Source organism: Streptomyces sp. NPDC045022 (assembly GCF_056432605.1).
Window position 1 is genome coordinate 621,335 of the sequence record NZ_JBWKIR010000002.1, and the last position, 15,191, is coordinate 636,525.

The 15,191-nt window shown below is 71.9% G+C and carries 14 protein-coding genes; 7 read left to right on the plus strand and 7 right to left on the minus strand.

Annotation, left to right across the window (positions count from 1 at the left end; genetic code table 11):
* Nucleotides 1-297, plus strand: a complete 297-nt coding sequence (locus AC07C1_RS05945; RefSeq protein WP_478937168.1) for an antitoxin — start codon at nucleotides 1-3, stop codon at nucleotides 295-297.
* A gap of 384 nt (nucleotides 298-681) precedes the next feature.
* On the opposite strand, the gene AC07C1_RS05950 is transcribed toward AC07C1_RS05945, so the two are convergent.
* From AC07C1_RS05950 to AC07C1_RS05965, 4 genes are all read right to left on the minus strand, one after another.
* On the minus strand, nucleotides 682-1,395 hold the full coding sequence (locus AC07C1_RS05950; RefSeq protein WP_478937169.1) for a class III extradiol dioxygenase subunit B-like domain-containing protein: 714 nt from the start codon (nucleotides 1,393-1,395) through the stop codon (nucleotides 682-684).
* Nucleotides 1,396-1,413: 18 nt separating this feature from the next.
* Nucleotides 1,414-1,701 carry a hypothetical protein gene (locus tag AC07C1_RS05955; protein ID WP_478937170.1) on the minus strand — a complete coding sequence of 96 codons (288 nt, stop codon included), beginning with the start codon at nucleotides 1,699-1,701 and terminating at the stop codon, nucleotides 1,414-1,416.
* A 54-nt stretch (nucleotides 1,702-1,755) separates the two neighbouring features.
* Nucleotides 1,756-3,285: a tRNA (N6-isopentenyl adenosine(37)-C2)-methylthiotransferase MiaB gene (miaB, locus tag AC07C1_RS05960; protein WP_478937171.1), complete on the minus strand. Its 1,530-nt coding sequence runs from the start codon at nucleotides 3,283-3,285 to the stop codon at nucleotides 1,756-1,758.
* Between the two features lie 163 nt (nucleotides 3,286-3,448).
* On the minus strand, nucleotides 3,449-7,126 hold the full coding sequence (locus tag AC07C1_RS05965) for an NACHT domain-containing protein (RefSeq protein ID WP_478937172.1): 3,678 nt from the start codon (nucleotides 7,124-7,126) through the stop codon (nucleotides 3,449-3,451).
* Between the two features lie 158 nt (nucleotides 7,127-7,284).
* On the opposite strand from AC07C1_RS05965, the gene AC07C1_RS05970 reads away from it, so the two are divergent.
* Nucleotides 7,285-7,482, plus strand: a complete 198-nt coding sequence (locus AC07C1_RS05970; RefSeq protein WP_478937174.1) for a MarR family winged helix-turn-helix transcriptional regulator — start codon at nucleotides 7,285-7,287, stop codon at nucleotides 7,480-7,482.
* Nucleotides 7,483-7,721: 239 nt separating this feature from the next.
* On the plus strand, nucleotides 7,722-9,140 hold the full coding sequence (locus AC07C1_RS05975) for a hypothetical protein (protein WP_478937175.1): 1,419 nt from the start codon (nucleotides 7,722-7,724) through the stop codon (nucleotides 9,138-9,140).
* A 221-nt stretch (nucleotides 9,141-9,361) separates the two neighbouring features.
* Here the strand turns inward: AC07C1_RS05975 and AC07C1_RS05980 are convergent, their stop codons facing one another.
* The gene (locus AC07C1_RS05980) at nucleotides 9,362-9,769 is read right to left on the minus strand and encodes a pyrophosphohydrolase domain-containing protein (RefSeq protein WP_478937176.1); all 408 of its coding nucleotides are present in this window, start codon (nucleotides 9,767-9,769) and stop codon (nucleotides 9,362-9,364) included.
* A gap of 218 nt (nucleotides 9,770-9,987) precedes the next feature.
* Between AC07C1_RS05980 and AC07C1_RS05985 the strand changes: the two genes are divergently transcribed.
* Nucleotides 9,988-10,986: a TAXI family TRAP transporter solute-binding subunit gene (locus tag AC07C1_RS05985; protein ID WP_478937177.1), complete on the plus strand. Its 999-nt coding sequence runs from the start codon at nucleotides 9,988-9,990 to the stop codon at nucleotides 10,984-10,986.
* A gap of 47 nt (nucleotides 10,987-11,033) precedes the next feature.
* Here the strand turns inward: AC07C1_RS05985 and AC07C1_RS05990 are convergent, their stop codons facing one another.
* Nucleotides 11,034-12,449, minus strand: coding sequence for a sensor histidine kinase (locus AC07C1_RS05990; protein WP_478937178.1), 1,416 nt, complete (start codon nucleotides 12,447-12,449; stop codon nucleotides 11,034-11,036).
* A 9-nt stretch (nucleotides 12,450-12,458) separates the two neighbouring features.
* Nucleotides 12,459-13,145, minus strand: a complete 687-nt coding sequence (locus AC07C1_RS05995) for a response regulator transcription factor (RefSeq protein WP_478937179.1) — start codon at nucleotides 13,143-13,145, stop codon at nucleotides 12,459-12,461.
* A gap of 42 nt (nucleotides 13,146-13,187) precedes the next feature.
* On the opposite strand from AC07C1_RS05995, the gene AC07C1_RS06000 reads away from it, so the two are divergent.
* The 3 genes from AC07C1_RS06000 to AC07C1_RS06010 all read left to right on the plus strand — a co-directional run bounded on the left by AC07C1_RS06000 (nucleotide 13,188) and on the right by AC07C1_RS06010 (nucleotide 15,145).
* On the plus strand, nucleotides 13,188-13,352 hold the full coding sequence (locus AC07C1_RS06000) for a hypothetical protein (RefSeq protein ID WP_478937180.1): 165 nt from the start codon (nucleotides 13,188-13,190) through the stop codon (nucleotides 13,350-13,352).
* 87 nt (nucleotides 13,353-13,439) lie between these two features.
* Nucleotides 13,440-14,216: an amino acid ABC transporter ATP-binding protein gene (locus AC07C1_RS06005; RefSeq protein ID WP_478937182.1), complete on the plus strand. Its 777-nt coding sequence runs from the start codon at nucleotides 13,440-13,442 to the stop codon at nucleotides 14,214-14,216.
* An 89-nt stretch (nucleotides 14,217-14,305) separates the two neighbouring features.
* Nucleotides 14,306-15,145: a glutamate ABC transporter substrate-binding protein gene (locus AC07C1_RS06010; RefSeq protein WP_478937184.1), complete on the plus strand. Its 840-nt coding sequence runs from the start codon at nucleotides 14,306-14,308 to the stop codon at nucleotides 15,143-15,145.
* The last annotated feature ends 46 nt before the right edge of the window (nucleotides 15,146-15,191 follow it).

Sequence of the window (15,191 nt, forward strand, 5' to 3'; positions counted from 1 at the left end):
ATGGGTCTGTTGGACAACATGAAGAGCAAGCTCGCCCCGGCCAAGGACAAGGTGTCGGATCTCGCGCGGCAGCACGGGGACAAGGTCCAGCACGGCATCGACAAGGCCGCGAAGGTCGTCGACGAGCGGACCAAGGGCAAGTACAGCGACAAGATCCACGCGGGTACGGGCAAGGCCAAGGGAGCGATGGACCGCCTCGCGCACAAGGAGGGCCCGGAAGCGACTGCCGGCGACCCGACGACCCCGCTCCGGCCGAACCGGCCGACTCGGCCGGAGGGTCCGCCGCCGACTTCCTGAGGGCGGCATCCTGAGGTTCTTCGGTTCCTCGTAACGGCAGTATCGCCTCACCGGCAGGGTGATCACCCCGACGGCACGGCGATCGCCTCATGGCCACGATGATCGGCGGACGGTGAGCGGCGGAGGGTGATCGGCGGACGGCCGCGGAGCGGAACGGCTCCCGGCCGTCCGCCGTTCGCGCGCGCGGGAGAGCGTCGGCGGCCACACCGGATGGCCGGCGCACACCCACGCCGAGCGCGCCCGCAGCCACCCTGAGCGTGCGTCGATGGCAGAGCGCGGGCCCACACCCGTCGCCGAGCTTGCCCACCGACGGCGGCGCGTGCCCTGCGTCCATGGCAAGGCGCCCCCGCGCCCCCGTTCCGCCCGCGGCCAGGTGTCCCGCCGCTAGGACCAGGTGGCGACCAGGTACCCCACGCCGTACGGCGCGTCCTCGTAGAGCAGGGCGCCGCTGAGGCCCGCGCCTTCTGCGGCACCGGCCAGGACCTGCCAGGGGGCGCGGCCCGAGGCCTTCAGCTCGTACGCCAGCTCGGCGTCCAGCGCTTGGACGGCCGCCAGGTCAGCCGCGCCCAGCGCCCGCGCGACCTCCGCGTCGAAGGGTGCCGCCCGCTCGTCCAGGTAACCCGGCGCCTTGACCGTGCGGCACGCGCTGGCGTCTCCCATCACCAGCAGCGCCACTCGCGCGGCCCGGGCGCCGATCTCCCTTCCGGCTTCGATACACCGCTCGGGCGCGAGCGGTTCCCCGATGCCGAGCCCCTCGATGGGGGCGTCCGCCCAGCCGGTCCGCTCGAGCAGCCAGGCACCGACGGCCAGCGAGGGGGGCAGCTCCCGCCCGGGAGCTGCATCCGTGGCGCCGCCCAGGCGTACGTCCACATCGACCCCGAACCCGCGGAAGGAGCCCGGGGTGCCCTGCGGAAACGGTCCGCGTCCGCTCTGTTCGGCAGGCCCGAGGACCACCAGCAGGTCAGGACGGGCCGCGGCGAGCACGCCGAGAGCATCCGCGCACGCCGTGCGCGCGGCGTCCAGTTCGGGAGCGGCACCCGCGGCGACCTCGGGGACGAGCAGGGGAGGGCAGGGGCATACTGCGGCGGCGACAAGCATGATCGGCAGGGTACGCGGTCAGTAGGTGATCGGTCCCGAGTCCCACTCCAGCTCGGTGAACAGGAAGTGGTACGTGAACACCCCGCCGGAGGAGCCGTCCCCGACCAGCATCCACCCGTCACCCGTGCGGTACCGGCGCATCCGCAACGGATACATGGGATGACGGGGCTGGTACAGCCGCACGAGTTCCGAGAACCGCGCCTCGGCCTCCTCGCGCGCCCCGTCGACCGTGGCCATCAGCTCGTACTGCTTGCGGTACGGCCCCTCGCCAGGCGGCTTGTCGAGCAGCAGCGCCCATCGAGCCATCGGCTCGTCCTCCCCCGTGTTCCACTTGTCGACAAGTAGTCCGCTCGTGACCGGTCAGTCGCAGCCGCAGCCGCTGCCCGTGGCGACCGGCAGTGGCGCCGGTACGCCGATTTTCGGCAGTCCGAGCATGACGCCCGCCGGCTTGGCGGCCTCCGCGGCGTTGCGCTTCTCCCAGGCGTCCCCCGCGCGCGTGCGGCGCACGTCGAGGACGGAGCCCTCGGCGAGGAGGTGGTGCGGGGCGGCGTAGGTCACCTCGACGGTGACCACGTCGCCGGGGCGCACCTCCTGCTCCGGCTTGGTGAAGTGGACCAGCCGGTTGTCGGCGGCGCGGCCGGAGAGGCGGTGGGTGGCGCCGTCCTTGCGTCCCTCGCCCTCGGCGACCATCAGTTCCAGGGTGCGGCCGACCTGCTTCTTGTTCTCCTCCCAGGAGATCTCCTCCTGGAGGGCGACGAGACGCTCGTAGCGCGCCTGGACGACCTCCTTGGGGATCTGGTTCTCCATGGTCGCGGCCGGGGTGCCGGGGCGCTTGGAGTACTGGAAGGTGAAGGCCTGCGCGAACCGCGCCTCGCGCACCACGTGCAGCGTCTGGTCGAAGTCCTCCTCGGTCTCGCCGGGGAAGCCCACGATGATGTCGGTGGTGATCGCGGCGTGCGGGATGGCGGCCCGCACCTTCTCGATGATCCCCAGGTAACGGTCCTGCCGGTAGGAACGGCGCATCGCCTTCAGGACGGTGTCCGAGCCGGACTGGAGCGGCATGTGCAGCTGCGGCATCACGTTCGGCGTCTCGGCCATGGCCGCGATGACGTCGTCGGTGAAGTCTCGGGGATGCGGCGAGGTGAAGCGGACGCGCTCCAGACCCTCGATCTTTCCGCAGGCGCGCAGCAGCTTGCTGAAGGCCTCGCGGTCGCCGATGTCGGAGCCGTAGGCGTTGACGTTCTGGCCGAGCAGCGTGATCTCCGAGACACCTTCCGCGACCAGCGCCTCGACCTCGGCGAGGATGTCGCCGGGACGGCGGTCCTTCTCCTTGCCGCGCAGGGCCGGGACGATACAGAAGGTGCAGGTGTTGTTGCAGCCGACCGAGATCGACACCCAGGCCGCGTAGGCGCTCTCGCGCCGGGTCGGCAGGGTGGACGGGAAGGCCTCCAGCGACTCGGCGATCTCGACCTGCGCCTCCTCCTGGACGCGGGCGCGCTCCAGGAGGACGGGCAGTTTGCCGATGTTGTGCGTACCGAAGACGACGTCCACCCAGGGCGCCTTCTTCACGATGGTGTCGCGGTCCTTCTGCGCGAGGCAGCCGCCGACCGCGATCTGCATCCCGGGCCGCGAGGCCTTCCTCGGCGCGAGCCGGCCGAGGTTGCCGTACAGCCGGTTGTCGGCGTTCTCCCGCACGGCGCACGTGTTGAAGACGACGACATCGGCGTCCCCGTCCGACCCCTCGGGCGCCCGCACGTACCCGGCCTCTTCGAGCAGCCCGGACAATCGCTCGGAATCGTGGACGTTCATCTGGCACCCGTAGGTGCGGATCTCGTAGCTCTTGGGTGCTTGAACGTCCACTGCGAGGCTCCGGTCGCTGCTGCTGGTCATGCCCTCAAGGGTAGGCGCTTGCGGAGACCCCTCCGAGAGCGCGGTCCGCACACCCGTTCCCTCCGTTCTCGCTTCGACCGGGACGAGGGGACCGCGTGAGCCGTCCCGGCTACCGCGTAGGCGGCGAGCGCGCCGACCCACTCGGTCCTCATGGCGGGCGCGTTCAGCGGCCGTCGGCGGCACGCTGGCGGAAGGCGTCGTTCATGATCTTCTCGGCCATGTCGCCCTGGCCCGGCGGAGCCGTGACCCGGAGCCAGAGGAAGTAGCCGAGCGGCCGCTTGGCGGTGTTCTTCTCGCCGTTCCAGGAGGGCGGTGCCCACCAGGTGCGCAGCTGACGCACCAGGTACGCGGTGCGGCCGTCGCCGGAGTCGTCGTCGACGCGGTACCGGGTCGCACGGTCATGCCGCGGCAAGGTGCCGGGCCGGGGGTCGGGGCGGGTCGCGTAGAACCTGTCGCGCTCCGCACCCGAACAACCGCCCAGGCAGTCGTGGATCACCAGGTCCATGCGCACGCGCCCGTGCCCGGTGCCGGCGGAGCACGTGACGCCGTCGTCATCGTCTGCGCTGGACACCAGGTGGGGCGAGGCGTCCTGGCACTTCATTCCGCGCGGCAGCCGTAGCGCCATCCAGAAGTACGGACGCGGGTGGAAAGCCCTGATGAAGGACCGGTCACCGGCCCCCCACACCGCTCCCTCCAACCGCGCCGACGCCGTGGTGTCGTACAGCCCGAACCGCGAGTACCGGACCGGCCGTGCCGGACGCAGGTCCCGCAGGGTGCGCTCCGCCGGCTCCGGTGGCCCGGTCCTTCCCGCGTGGCGCAGCACCGTCCGCGCGACGAGCCCTGCCATCTCCTGCACCTGGGTCCGGGTGGCGAACTCCATGCTGACGTCGACGGCGACCACCATGTTGTCCGCCCGTGCCCGCACCTGGCCGACCGGGATCTCCACCATCCCGCCACCGAGCGACTGCCGTGCGGCCGGGTCGTCTCCGTAGACCGTGGTGATGCCCCACCGCGCCGCGTCACCGACCCCGGTCCCCCGTCCGCTCGCCGACAGGGCGGTGGTCCCGACCCACTGCTCGGCCGAGTCGCGGCTGCTGCCGTTCGGTGTGGCGACGGCGTAGCCGACCCCGACGGTGATCACGGTGTCCGGGCGCAGCGGGGCCTGCTCGGCGTAGGAACAGCTGCTGTGGCCGCCCAGCGGCGGGTACTCGAACGCCACGGCCCGCGCCGCGTTGAGTATCGCCACGCGGTCGGTGTCGAGCGCAACCCGAGCGGGATCCTCCAGCGCGGGCCGCAGGTCCTGCGGGGTGAGCAGGTCGCAGGCCGGCTTCAGGGAGCGGACCGGGCCCGCCGCGGGTGGCCCGCCCAACGCTCCGCCGACCAGGGCGAACGCGGCGGGCAGCGCGATCAGCACGCCCAGTGCCGTGACCGTCGGGTCCTGGTGCAGGAGGCGGAGGGTCAGGCTCCGTACGGCCGCTGGGGCCTGTGGTTGCTCAACCCGGCGGGCGGACGCCTCCTTGGCGAGTTCGTTCTGCAGTTCCAGGTGCCGGAAGGAGTAGTAGCCGCCGATCTGCCTCAGCACTCCGCGCCGGTGCGCGTCCTGCAGGAAGTGCATCGGCTGCCACGGCAGGCGCCCGGTGAGGGCCAGCCACAGCCGGGCCGCGCAGTACCGCCCCCAGGCGGAGGAGGCGAAACTCAGGGCGCCCGAGCCGAGGACGACCGCGGCGCAGACAGCACCCCACCGCGATGCCTGCATCTGGTCCCCGCCGCGGCCGATACCCCAGGCCAGCACGGCGAAGGTCACGGCTGCCAGCGCTGCCTTGTGCAGCGGCAGCACGACGGTGCGGTCGGGCGGGGAGACGAAGCCGACCGCCAGCACCGACCGCCGGTCGGCCCGCAGCAGAGCCGCCGGGCCACGGGACTCGGGATCGGCGGGGGGCCGTACGACCGTGCGCAGTTCCTGCAGCCCCAGGAACGCCACGCTTCCGGCGACGGCGGCCGCGGCTGACCACTCGCCGCCCCCCTCCGCCGGCGCCACCGTCAGGAACCACAGCGTCAGGCACCACAGCACACCGGCCGCGACCAGCAGCGAGAGCCTGCGCTCCCGCAGCGACGACAGGACGCTCCCGGCCGCGGGGCGGGCGAGCCGTCTCGGCGGCACCGGCTCCACGACGGCCCCGCGCCACTCGGCGACCGCGAGCGCGAGCGTGCCCACCAGGGCCACGAGCCACATCGGCAGGTGCGCCACCCGGTCGCCGTCCGTCCACGGCACCCCGGCCACGCCGACGGCCACCGCGAGCAGCACCGCCACGGGCAGACTGAGCACGAGCATGGCCCGGCGCGGGAGCATACGGTCGAGCCGCCACCATGCGATGGTCTGCTGACCGGACTCGCTGCGGCTCAGGGCCAGCTCACCCAGCCAGCGACGGGCGCGCGCCGCGGTCCATCGGGGTGGGCCGCCGGGAGCGGCGGCGCTGTCCGCCGCATAGGCGGCATCGACGAAGGCGCTCAGCAGATGCCGCTGCAGCGCGCGCTCCGTGGGGAACCGCCCGGGGGTGAGCAGTTCCTCCGGCTCGGCGGGGGTGTCGCTGTACACGGCGCGGGCCAGCGTCACCATCAGTGGGGTCCGCAGGACGGCGCGCAGGACGCGCGCCGCTTGCCGGGCCCGGCTCTCCTCGGGCTCCTCCGTGCCGCGCAGAACTGCCAGAACCGGGTCCCACTTCGTGGGCGCGCTGCCGTCCGGCGCCGCGGCGCCCGGCCGGGGCCGGGCGGACAGCGGAAGGTAGCCGCAGACGTCCGCGGCGTCGAGCGGGCGCAGTTCGATGGCCGCCATACCGGGCAGTCGTACGTCTCCGTCCGTCATGGCCTTGCGGTATGCGGCGGTGCAGCTGGTGAGGACCAGCGGAACGTCACTGCGCAGGCCACCGCGCAGTTGGGCGAGCGCCTTCACCCTGGCGGCCGGCGGCAGTTCGTCGAAGCCGTCCAGGATGAGCAGGACCCGGCCGGAGGTGATGAGCCGGTGGGCCACGGTGCTCCGGGCCGCGCCGGGTGCCGCGATCGCGGACGGGTGGGTCTCGGCGAGTTCACCGGCCGCCCACCACCACACGGACGGCTGCTCGCGGGGGCTCCAGGAAGCGAGAGGCAGCACCACCGGAACCGGCTCCCGCCCGCCACGAGCGCGCAACAGCTCCCGGGCGAGGCGCACGACGAGGACCGACTTCCCGGCGCCCGGCCCCCCGAGCACGGCGAGGCGTCCACGCGGCAGGAGGGCGAACCGGTCGGCCACCTGCCCGAACTCGCCGGCCATGTCCAGCCCTTGAGCGGACGGGGCGGGTGTGGCGAACAGGGTCGCCGGGTGGTCCGCGAGGTCGGGCGCCGCGGGCCGCCAGCGCACCGGAAGCGGCATCGGGTCGCCGATCCTGCCGTGCTCCTCCTCGCGCGCGTACTGGGCCTCGAGCATGACGGCGAGCGTGTCGGCGGCGGTGTTCAGGCGGTCGGCCGGCACGAGGGCGGTGGCGCGCCGCAGTTCCCGGCGGTGGCGCAGCATCGGCAGCACGACCAGCAGCACGGCCAGGGCGGCGCAACCGGACACCGCCGTCCACCGCGTGGCCGCCCCCATCCGGACGTCGCCGCCCCGGGCCCCCAGGAACACGCCGAGCGCGACGAAGAGGGCACCGGCGAGAGCCCCCAGCAGATACTCCGAGCCGGTGGGCCGTGCGGGCATGTTGAGGGTGTCCACGTGCTGGGCCTGGATGACCGGGCCGTGGAACGAACCGCCCGAGATCTCGTTCACCCGGCTCTCGCCGCTGCCCGCCCCCCGTGATCCCTTGCCCGGCCGCATCCTCCCCTCCCCCCTTCACCCCTGCCCTGCCCCCATTCTGCCGATGCGGCCTTGCCCCGGCACAGACTCTCCGTCGACCCTTGCACATTTTGGATGCCTACAAGTCGCGTCATGTGCACGCCGGTTGGGCCCTCGCGATGCGCTGCGCCATGCGTCGCATGCCGGAGCGCGCCGAAGCCCTGGGCCTGACGGCCTCCGGGGTCACGCGGGGACTGGCTCCGCTGGAGCGGATCGGGCTGGTGACCCGCGAGCCGGACGCCCGGGACGCGCGCGTGGCGTACGCCTCGCTGACCGGGACGGGCCGGCAGCGGTTGCGGGAGATGCCGGCCACGTGCGGGTCGCCGGCTCCTCAGTAACGGCGGCCCGCGTCTCAACTTCCCCTGTGGACACTGAATTTGGGCCGCCCCTGACGCGAACTCGCCGTGTCGCAGGTCACGCTGGGCTGTGGCCGGTTTGTGAGGGGCCGGTGAGTGCGGCCATGGCATGCTCATGGCCCGTTACCGAGTTACCGGCCGGTTCTACCCGTAAGTAGATCCGCTCGTCGGTACCTCCCTGCCACCCCCCACCTCACTCAGGACCGACCTTGCGCAGACGCATGAGGCACAGGCGTGCCCTGCTGCCCGCCCTCGCCGTGACCACTCTCTTCCTCGCCGCTGCCTGCTCCTCGGTGCCGCCGCACCCCGAGCAGCCGACGGCCCGCGGACACGGACAGCAGATCAAGGCCGACGTCCGTCCCGCCGACGGTACGGACCACTCGCTCACCGTCACCGCCGCTCCGGCCGCCACCGCGACCGCGACGGCGAGCCCGGGTGGCGCGAGGCGAGCGCACAAGACCACGCTCACCGTCAGCTCGTACGACAGCCGCACGCGGCAGGCCGTGATCTCCAAGGGGCCGAAGCGGAGCGGAAGTTCACCGGCCGCGCCCACTCCCTCCGCCAGCGCCTCCGCCGCACCGCCCAAAGCCGCCGTGGGCGACGTGATCGCCAGTGCGCCCGCGCCGGGGGCGCCGCACGGGCTGCTCGCCAAGGTCACCAAGGTGATCGGCGAGACGGAGCGCGGTACCGAGGTGCGGACCGAACCGGCCACGCTCAACGCGGTACTGGGCGACGACACGGCGAAGGGTGACGTGCCCGTCGACCCGTCGTCGTTCACCGTCGACAAGCTGCTGCCCGATGTGAAGGTGTCCTGGTCGAAGGCCGGTGACGGGCACGTCGGCCCCAAGGGCGCGACGGTGCCGCTCGGCAGCCTCCGGCTCGACGTGAGCGCCGCGGTGCCGACAGCCCAGGACGCCCCGGCCTCCGCCACCGCCTCCGTGAACGGCTTCGTCCAGGTCGCCCCGCAGGTCGACTTCGCCTACGGCGGCACCGGGACCGACGCGGCGCCCGGCTCGGCGTACCTCGGCGTGTCCGGTGACTGGACCTCCGGGTGGGCGGTCAGGGGACGCGCCGCCGCGGCCACCGGCACCCCGCTGCGCATCCCCTTCGCCAAGCTGCACGCCGACCCCGTGCTGCAGGTCGGCCCCGTCCCCGTCGTCGTCAACCTGGACCTGACCTGCTACGTGCAGATCAGCGGCGACGGGCACGTCACCGTCGACGTCGAGCAGAGCCTCAAGGGCGACTTCACGGCCGGCGGCACCTTCGGCCCGGCCGAGGGATGGACGCCGGTCAGCTCCTCGAACATGACGAGCACCCCGGTACGCGCCTCCGTCACCACCGCGGGGAGCCTGAAGACGGCACTCGGCGCCGAGGCCACGGTCGGCCTCTACGGCACCGTCGGCGTCAGTGCCGACCTGGCCCCGTACCTGCGCGGTGAGGCCTCCGGGACGGTGACCGCATCCACCGACGGAAGCAAGCCGAAGGCGGAAGGCGCCTGGGGCGTGTACGGCGGGGTCGACCTGTCCGGGACCCTGCGGCTCCAGCTGTCCATCTTCGGTACGCCGGTCTTCCAGCGGAGCGTCCCGCTGGGTGCCCTGCACCGCGAGTGGAAGCTGGCGGGCGGTTCCCTGCCGTCGTAGACGCCGGACGTGGTCCCACCGCCACGACGGACGCGCCCGCGTAGTGGCCGGACTTCGCCACGGTGAGAGGCTCACACGCCGGACTTCGCCACGGTGACAGACGTCGGGGTCTCGCCACGGTGCCAGAAATCGGGTCTCGCCACGGTGCCAGGCGCAGGCGTCGGACTTCGCCACCGCGACAGACGTCGGATCCCGCCACCGTGACAGGCGCCGGCGCAGGGTCAGGCCGCGCCGCCCGGTATCCATCCCTGGCGGCGCAGCACGGCCGACACGTCCGGCGCCCGGTAGTGCTCTCCCTTGAGGACCTTGCCGTCGGCCCGGCGGGCGACCTGCCCGTCCGGGCCGAGCTTGCTCATGTTGGCGCGGTGGATCTCGGCGATCACCTCGTCGAGGTCGATGCCGTGGACCAGAGCGGTGCCGTACGCCACGTAGACCACGTCCGCCAGCTCGTGCGCCAGCCGGTCCAGCGGGCCCTCGACCGCGACCTCGGCGACCTCCGCGGCCTCCTCGGCGAGCAGTTCCCCGCGGTGGGCGGCGAGTGCGGGGGACACCTCCCTCGGCGCGCTGCGGGCGTCGAGGCCGAAGGCGAGGTGGAACTCACGGACGAGGTCGGCGGGCGAAGTGCTCATACGGCGACTGTAACGGCCACCACTGACACAGCCCTCCGCCCTTCCCACCGGCCCCTGGACCGCCCCCGGCCTGGTCCCGGAACGGCTCCGGAACGGCTCCGGAACGGCGATTTCCCGGACCCGGAGCGGCGCTCGCCCGCGCCCGGCGCGACACTCCCCCGTCCCCGGAGTGACCTCGGCCCTGGTCAGTGGCGTGCGCGGCCTGGCAGGATCGCCGCATGTCCAAGGTGTTCCCCCGAATCAGCAGGCGCCGGGCGCTGCAGAGTGCGGCCGCCGGTGTCGTGGCCCTCGGGCTGCTGCTGTGGTGGCTGCTGCCCCTGGGCGAGACGCCGCCGAGCGGGACGATCGTCTTCAGTACGGGTACGCCACGGGGCGTCTACCAGGAGTACGGCGAGCGGCTGCGCACCGAGCTGGCCAAGGACATGCCCGGCCTGGAGGTGAAGCTGCTCAACAGCGCCGGTTCGCAGGAGAACGTCCAGCGGGTGGCGACCGGCCAGGCCGACTTCACCATCGCGGCGGCCGACGCGGTGGAGACGTACGAGCTGCGGCACGGCAGTGGGGCGGGGCGGCTGCGCGGTGTTGCCCGGCTCTACGACGACTATGTGCACCTCGTCGTGCGACGTGGCTCGGACATCAAGAGCGTCGGGGATCTGCGGCACAAGCGGGTGGCGACCGGGCTGCCCGATTCCGGTGTACGGCTGATCGCCAACCGGGTGCTGAGGGCGGCCGGCATCGATCCGCACAAGGACATCACCCCGGTCGCGGACGGTATCGACACCGGGCCCGGCCGGCTGCAGCAGGGGAAGATCGACGCCTTCTTCTGGTCGGGCGGGCTGCCCACGAAGGGGCTGGTCACGCTCGCGGAGAAGTCCGCTTTCACGTTCGTGCCGATCGGCGGTGATCTCGTCACCAAGCTGCACAGCGAAGGGCAGGGAGCGCGCTACTACCGGGCCGCCAACATCCCCGAGTCCGCCTACCCGGCCGCGCAGCAGGGCGCGCAGGTGCCGACGATCGCCGTGTCCAACCTGCTGATGACCCGCACGGACATGGACCCGCGGCTGACCGAGTGGGTGACGCGTACGGTGATCAAGAGCCGGGACGGCATCGGCGCCCACGTCCACTCCGCGCAACTGGTCGATCTGCGCACCGCCATCTACACCGATCCGCTGCCCCTGCAGGAGGGCGCCCGGCGCTACTACCGGTCGGTGAAGCCTTAGCCGTTCCGCCGTCGAAAGGGGGGCCCAGTCCCTTCCGGAGGACGGCCTCAGGCCCCCCGGCGGCTCTCCGCGTACCGCGGCACCGACACCGTCACCCGCAGCCCCCTCGGCTCGTGGTGGGCGTAGTCGATCGAGCCGCCGCCGGCCGCGAGCAGGGCGCGGCTGATGGACAGGCCCAGGCCCGAGCCCTTGACGTTCTGGTGGCGGCCGCTGCGCCAGAAACGGTCGCCCACGCGCGCGAGTTCCTCGTCGGTGAGGCCGGGGCCGGTGTCGGTGACGACGACCGCGGAGGTGCCGCCGTCGGCGGAGACGGTGACCTCGACGGTGCCGCCCTCGGGAGAGAACTTCACGGCGTTGTCGATCACCGCGTCCAGCGCGCTGGACAGGGCGATCGGGTCGGTCCAGGCGGTGGTGGGCGGGCAGTCACCGGTCAGCCGGACGCCCTGGGCGTCGGCGGTCGGTGACCAGGCGGCCACCCGTTCCTCGGCCAGGGCACCGATGTCGGTCAGCCGGAGGTCGGCATCGGCGTGCTCGGCCAGCGCCAGGTCGAGCAGGTCGTCGAGGACCTGCGCGAGGCGCTTGCCCTCGGTGCGGACCGAGGCGATCTCCTCGTTGCCCTCGGGGAGTTCGAGGGCGAGCAGTTCGATGCGCAGCAGCAGCGCCGAGAGCGGGTTGCGCAGCTGGTGCGAGGCGTCGGCGACGAAGGCGCGCTGCTGCTCCAGCACGGCCTCGACGTTGTCCGCCATCTCGTTGAACGAGCGGGCCAGCCGTCTGAGTTCCGGTGGGCCGCCGGCGGCCGCCACCCGGGACTTGAGGCGTCCGGTGGCGATGTCGTGGGTGGTGGCGTCCAGGACCCGTACCGGTTTGAGCACCCAGCCGGTGAGGCGCAGTGCCGCGCCGACGGCGAGCAGCATCGCCGCGATCTCGCCGGCTCCGATCAGCAGCCAGCCGCGCAGGATCCGCGACCTCATCTGCCCGGTGGGCGAGTCGGTGACCACGACCGCCACCACGTCCCCGTCCCGGATCACCGGCGAGGCGACGATCAGCCGGCTGCGCTGCCAGGGCCACACCTGCTGCGGGTCGTGGCTGCGCCGGCTGAGCAGCGCCTCGTCGAACGCCCCCCGCATCTCCCCCGCGCGCGGTACGAACCAGTCGCCGGGTGCGTTGGCCATCGCGGTGCCGTTGCGGTAGAAGACGCCCGCGCGGATGCCGTAGACGCCGTAGTAGTTCTCCAGTTCGCTGCGCAGGGTCTCCCCGCGCTCGTCCCTGGTGGTGCGGCGGGAGCCGCTGGGGCTGTCGGTGACGAACTGGGCGAGCGCCGCGAAGCGTGCCGTGTCGTCGATCCGGTCGACGACGACCCGCTGCTGCTGGGCGGCGGCCACGCTGACGGCGAGCGGGACACCGAGCGCGAGCAGGACGGCCGCCAACAGGACGATCAGCAGCGGGAGGAGCCGTGTGCGCACCCGTCCCCGCTAGGCGGCCGGGGCGACGAGCCGGTAGCCGACGCCGCGTACGGTCTCGATCAGCGCGGGCATGCGCAGTTTGGCCCGCAGCGAGGCGACGTGCACCTCCAGGGTGCGGCCGGTGCCCTCCCAGCTGGTGCGCCAGACCTCGCTGATGATCTGTTCGCGCCGGAAGACCACGCCCGGGCGCTGGGCGAGCAGCGCGAGCAGGTCGAACTCCTTGCGGGTCAGTTGGATCACCGAACCGTCCACGCTGACCTGGCGGGTGGGCAGTTCGATGCGCACGGATCCGAGGTGCAGGGCGTTCTCGCCGCCGCCTGCCGGGTCCTCGTGGACGGTGCGCCGGCTGACGGCGTGAATTCGGGCGAGCAGTTCGCCCGTGTCGTACGGTTTCACCACATAGTCGTCGGCGCCCAGGTTGAGGCCGTGGATGCGGGAGCGGACGTCGGAACGCGCGGTGACCATGATCACCGGGATGCTGGTGCGCTTGCGTATCTTCCCGCAGACCTCGTAGCCGTCCTGGTCGGGCAGGCCCAGATCGAGCAGGACCACCCCGAATCCGGCCCCCTCGGGGACGAGGGCCTGGAGGGCCTCCTCGCCGCTGCGCGCGTGGGTGACGTGGAAGCCGTGCCGCGCGAGGACGGCGGACAGGGCCGCGGCGACGTGGTTGTCGTCCTCGACGAGGAGCAGTCTCATCCCGGCCCCCTCCGGTTCAGCGGTCGTACGGTCTCGGTTCACGTGGGTCTTGTGATCGTGTGCACGCGCGTGTGCACCATGGCAGTGACGCTGATGGACAAGGACGGCGTCAAGGGACTTCCGGTTGCCCGGCGCTTCCGTTACCCGGCCGATATGCGCGCGGGCGACAAGTGCTACGACATGTGTCCGATTGCTATCGGATCGTGATGCTCAGATCTCCCTCAGATGTGATGACGCAGGTCACAGCCGCTCACTACTGTCCTCGGAAACCTAGGAGGACGGAGCCCGAGAGCGATGACCAATGTATCGGTGGCCAAGGAAGACGTGGCCACGTCAGACGAACTGGTCGTCCTGAAGAGCGTCAACAAGCACTTCGGCGCGTTGCACGTGCTCCAGGACATCGACCTGACGATCGCCCGCGGCGAGGTCGTCGTGGTCATCGGGCCCTCCGGGTCCGGAAAGTCGACGCTGTGCCGCACCATCAACCGCCTGGAGACGATCGATTCGGGCACCATCACGATCGACGGCAAGCCCCTGCCGCACGAGGGCCGGGAACTGGCCCGGCTGCGGGCGGACGTCGGGATGGTCTTCCAGTCCTTCAACCTCTTCGCGCACAAGACCGTGCTCGAGAACGTGATGCTGGGTCAGCTCAAGGTCCGCAAGGCGGACAGGAAGCAGGCCCAGGAGAAGGCGCGGGCCCTGCTCGACCGGGTCGGTGTGGGCTCCCAGGCCGACAAGTACCCCGCCCAGCTGTCCGGCGGCCAGCAGCAGCGTGTCGCCATCGCCCGGGCGCTGGCGATGGGCCCGAAGGTCATGCTCTTCGACGAGCCGACCTCCGCCCTCGACCCCGAGATGATCAACGAGGTCCTCGAGGTCATGCAGCAGCTCGCCCGTGAGGGCATGACGATGATCGTCGTCACCCACGAGATGGGCTTCGCACGTTCGGCTGCGAACCGCGTGGTCTTCATGGCGGACGGCCGGATCGTCGAAGAGGCCGCGCCCGACCAGTTCTTCAGCAACCCGCGCAGCGACCGGGCCAAGGACTTCCTGTCCAAGATCCTGCACCACTGACGGTGCGGGCCCCGGCCCCGCGCCATCCGGGTCGCCCCCCTCAGACGGACCCTCGTTCCTCACCACTCGAAGCTCAAAGGATGTTCACCATGAAGCTCCGCAAGGTCTCCGCCGCCGCGGCCGTCCTCCTCTCCCTCTCCGTGGCCGCCACCGCGTGCGGCGGCGACGACAAGAAGGACGACAACGGCTCCTCCGGTGGCGGCAAGAAGATCGCCATCGGCATCAAGTTCGACCAGCCGGGCATCGGCCAGAAGACGCCGCAGGGCTACGCCGGCTTCGACGTCGACGTGGCCACCTATGTCGCCAAGAAGCTCGGTTACGGCGCCGACCAGATCGAGTGGAAGGAGTCGAAGAGCGCCGACCGCGAGACCATGCTGCAGCGTGGTGACGTCCAGTTCATCGCCGCCTCCTACTCGATCACCCCGGAGCGCCAGCAGAAGGTCGACTTCGCGGGCCCGTACCTGCTGGCCCACCAGGACGTGCTGCTGCGTGCGGACGAGAAGAAGATCAAGTCGCCGGCGGACCTCAACAACAAGAACCTGTGTTCCGTGGCCGGCTCGACCTCGGCGCAGAACGTCAAGAAGACGCTGGCCCCGAAGGCGAACCTGCAGACGTACCCGACCTACTCGGCGTGCCTGTCCGGCCTGCAGAGCGGCGCCATCGACGCCCTCACCACGGACGACTCGATCCTCGCCGGTTACGCCGCGCAGGCCCAGTTCAAGGGCAAGTTCAAGCTGGGCGGCTTCAAGATGACCAACGAGAACTACGGCATCGGCGTCAAGAAGGGCAGCGACCTCAAGGCCAAGATCAACAAGGCGCTCGAGGACATGGTCTCCGACGGCTCCTGGGAGACGGCCGTGAAGAAGAACTTCGGCCCGGCCGACTACAAGAACGAGCCCGCCCCGAAGATCGGCGACGTCAAGAGCTGAGGCAATGCCCGGCCGGTGCGCCGCCCCTGACGGTGGCGGCGCACCG

Coding starts and splice junctions, on each gene's coding strand:
- AC07C1_RS05945 (WP_478937168.1), top strand. CDS start 1: ATGGGTCTGTTGGACAACATGAAGAGCAAGCTCGCCCCGGCCAAGGAC.
- AC07C1_RS05950 (WP_478937169.1), bottom strand. CDS start 1,395: ATGCTTGTCGCCGCCGCAGTATGCCCCTGCCCTCCCCTGCTCGTCCCC.
- AC07C1_RS05955 (WP_478937170.1), bottom strand. CDS start 1,701: ATGGCTCGATGGGCGCTGCTGCTCGACAAGCCGCCTGGCGAGGGGCCG.
- miaB (WP_478937171.1), bottom strand. CDS start 3,285: ATGACCAGCAGCAGCGACCGGAGCCTCGCAGTGGACGTTCAAGCACCC.
- AC07C1_RS05965 (WP_478937172.1), bottom strand. CDS start 7,126: ATGCGGCCGGGCAAGGGATCACGGGGGGCGGGCAGCGGCGAGAGCCGG.
- AC07C1_RS05970 (WP_478937174.1), top strand. CDS start 7,285: ATGCCGGAGCGCGCCGAAGCCCTGGGCCTGACGGCCTCCGGGGTCACG.
- AC07C1_RS05975 (WP_478937175.1), top strand. CDS start 7,722: ATGAGGCACAGGCGTGCCCTGCTGCCCGCCCTCGCCGTGACCACTCTC.
- AC07C1_RS05980 (WP_478937176.1), bottom strand. CDS start 9,769: ATGAGCACTTCGCCCGCCGACCTCGTCCGTGAGTTCCACCTCGCCTTC.
- AC07C1_RS05985 (WP_478937177.1), top strand. CDS start 9,988: ATGTCCAAGGTGTTCCCCCGAATCAGCAGGCGCCGGGCGCTGCAGAGT.
- AC07C1_RS05995 (WP_478937179.1), bottom strand. CDS start 13,145: ATGAGACTGCTCCTCGTCGAGGACGACAACCACGTCGCCGCGGCCCTG.
- AC07C1_RS06005 (WP_478937182.1), top strand. CDS start 13,440: ATGACCAATGTATCGGTGGCCAAGGAAGACGTGGCCACGTCAGACGAA.
- AC07C1_RS06010 (WP_478937184.1), top strand. CDS start 14,306: ATGAAGCTCCGCAAGGTCTCCGCCGCCGCGGCCGTCCTCCTCTCCCTC.